At 54.5% G+C, this 2409-nt stretch carries 3 protein-coding genes; 2 read left to right on the top strand and 1 reads right to left on the bottom strand.

Annotated elements, in window-relative coordinates:
- Nucleotides 1-333 (top strand): DegT/DnrJ/EryC1/StrS family aminotransferase (locus ABX962_RS34775; protein ID WP_372726246.1); only part of this gene is annotated, 333 nt, incomplete at its 5' end.
- A 113-nt stretch (nucleotides 334-446) separates the two neighbouring features.
- Nucleotides 447-1658 (top strand): glycosyltransferase family 4 protein, encoded by a 1212-nt coding sequence (locus ABX962_RS34770; protein ID WP_372726245.1) that lies wholly within the window; start codon nucleotides 447-449, stop codon nucleotides 1656-1658.
- 15 nt (nucleotides 1659-1673) lie between these two features.
- On the opposite strand, the gene crtI is transcribed toward ABX962_RS34770, so the two are convergent.
- Nucleotides 1674-2409: phytoene desaturase family protein (crtI, locus tag ABX962_RS34765; RefSeq protein ID WP_372726244.1), on the bottom strand; the 736-nt coding region annotated here is incomplete at its 5' end.

Raw genomic sequence — 2409 nt, 5'->3', positions numbered from 1 at the left:
TCGTCATGGGCACAAGCACATGACGTGCAGTTGCCAACCATTCCTGCGGACTGCGAGTCCGCTTACCATTTGTTTTGGATGATGGTTCCATCGCTGGACGTTCAAACGCGATTGACCGACTATTTGCGGGGATGTGGAATCAGCGCGGCGTTTCATTATCAACCGCTCCATAGCTCGGCGATGGGCCAAGATTACGGTTACCGACTTGGTGATTGCCCCGTCACAGAAAAAGCGGCCGACTGCTTGCTTCGCATTCCCTTTTACACTGGTTTGTCACTGGACCAAGCGGCAAAAGTCACCCGTGCACTGAAGAACTTTGATGATTGGGATTGAGCGGAGAAACGGTCCGCTTGGAACGGTCGTTGACGATCGAGCAACGCATTTGATCCCGACCTTCACTATTTGCAGTCCATCCTGTTGTTGATTCACGCCAGGGGTCGAGTCCATTGCGTCTGTTGTATGTGCACCACGCCGGGGATGTGCGCGAGACCTATCATCGGCTTGCCGCCGGGGGTTTGGAAACCTACTACGCTCAGCGGTATTCGATGGATTCGTATGCTGCGCTAACCAAATTGGTCGACGAGTTCGCGGTGATGACGTCAACCACCGACGAACCGTATGACGAGGTGTTGCCCAACGGAGTCCGCGCGATTGGTGCCGGACTGGCCGGCGGCGGCGATTCTGCGACGATGATCCAAAGGATTTCGCAAATTCAGCCAACTCATCTCGCCATCCATCCGATCGACCAGACTGTGATTCGCTGGATCGCCAAACAGCGAATCCAGGCCATCACCACCTTCGCGAACACGCTGGCGCGCGAAAAATGTGGTTTCCCCCGAAACATCGTGCGTGAAGCCAAAACACGGCGAACGGCGCGAGCACTCAACCGAGACAATTTTCGTTGGGTGGGCAGTTATGGCATCAACTCGTCACGTGAACTTGCACGACTTGGTGTGAACCCCGAGAAAATCATTCCTTGGGATTACCTGATCGATTCCGATCCTGGCCCATTCGCGGCCAAGCCGTCCCCAAGCAACCGCGACCACTTTACGCTGTGCTACGTCGGCACGGTGTCGGAGGGCAAGGGGGTAGCGGAAATGATCGAAGCGGTTGCCATTTTGAAATCGATGTCGATCAAGGTGACACTGAAATTGGTGGGACCGGACACCGCAAATTTCGCACGCGATCACTGCACGCGATATCACGTTGAAGACCGCGTTGAACTGATGGGGCTGATGCCAAGCGATTCCATTGAACCGCTGATGAACCAGTGCGATCTTGTCATCGTGCCAAGCCGGCATGATTACCCCGAAGGATTCCCACTTGTCATCCACCATGCGCTGCGTGCTTGCACCCCAACGATTGCGTCGGATCACCCGATGTTCACCAGCCATTTGAAACATCGTGAGAACGCGATGATCTTCCCTCAGAAAGATGCGGTACAAATGGCAGCTTGCATTGAACAAGTGCTGACCACTGCGGAACTTTACGAGTCAATCTCTGCCGTCTCGCACGCGACATGGAAACGGCTCCGATTGCCGGTCAAATGGGGCGACCTCGTTTCCCGCTGGATACGCAATAACGCCGACGACCAACAGTGGTTGTCCGAACATAGCTTGGCGAACTTTCGCGACCATCATTGTCCGTCGAGTCCATAGAGATTGTCCTTAATCTTATCGATGCAGCGGCGTTGCTTCGCGGTGGTCGATAAAATCCGCATCAACGCCAAGGTCGTTCAGCAATAACCGGCTGGTAATACGGCTTGATTCATAGATCACCGGCAATCCGCTACCGGGGTGCGTTCCGCCGCCGACCAAGTAAACGCCCTGCAGATCTTCGAAACGATTGCCGGGACGTCGATGTAGCATTTGGCCAAGATTGTGAGCCAAATTGAAGGTCGCGCCGCGGTAAACCCCGTAACGCTGCTGCCAATCGTCGGGCGTGATACGATGCTCGAAACGAATTCGCTCGCGAACGTCACCACACCCGATCTCTGCCATACAGTCAAGCGCGCGGTCACGAAACGAGTCCGCTTCGGCTGCCCAATCGACGTTTTCATGCTGATGGGTCACCGGCACTAACACGTACAACGTGCTGCATCCGGGCGGCGCCAGCGAGGGATCGGTCACCGACGCATTTTGAACGTAAAACGACGGATCGTCACTGAGCGAGTGTGTCGTTTCGATCTCCTTCAGATTCTGTTCGTAATCTCGGCTGATGTGAATGTTGTGATGAGGAAGGTCGTCATAAGATCCTTCGATTCCCAGGTACAACATAAACGTGCTGCAGGAAAACTTTTTCTTTTCGATTGCCTTGTCATTCCAACGTCGCCGCACTTCGTTTGGCACATGGCGAGTCATCCAGTCCGCGAAATCAGCGTTGACGACAAACGAATCGGCTGCGTAGCGA

It is taken from the genome of Novipirellula sp., assembly GCF_041583735.1.
Taxonomy (GTDB): Bacteria; Planctomycetota; Planctomycetia; order Pirellulales; family Pirellulaceae; genus Novipirellula.
Note: the sequence above shows the minus strand (reverse complement) of the source record. Positions and strands in the feature narration are given on the sequence as shown.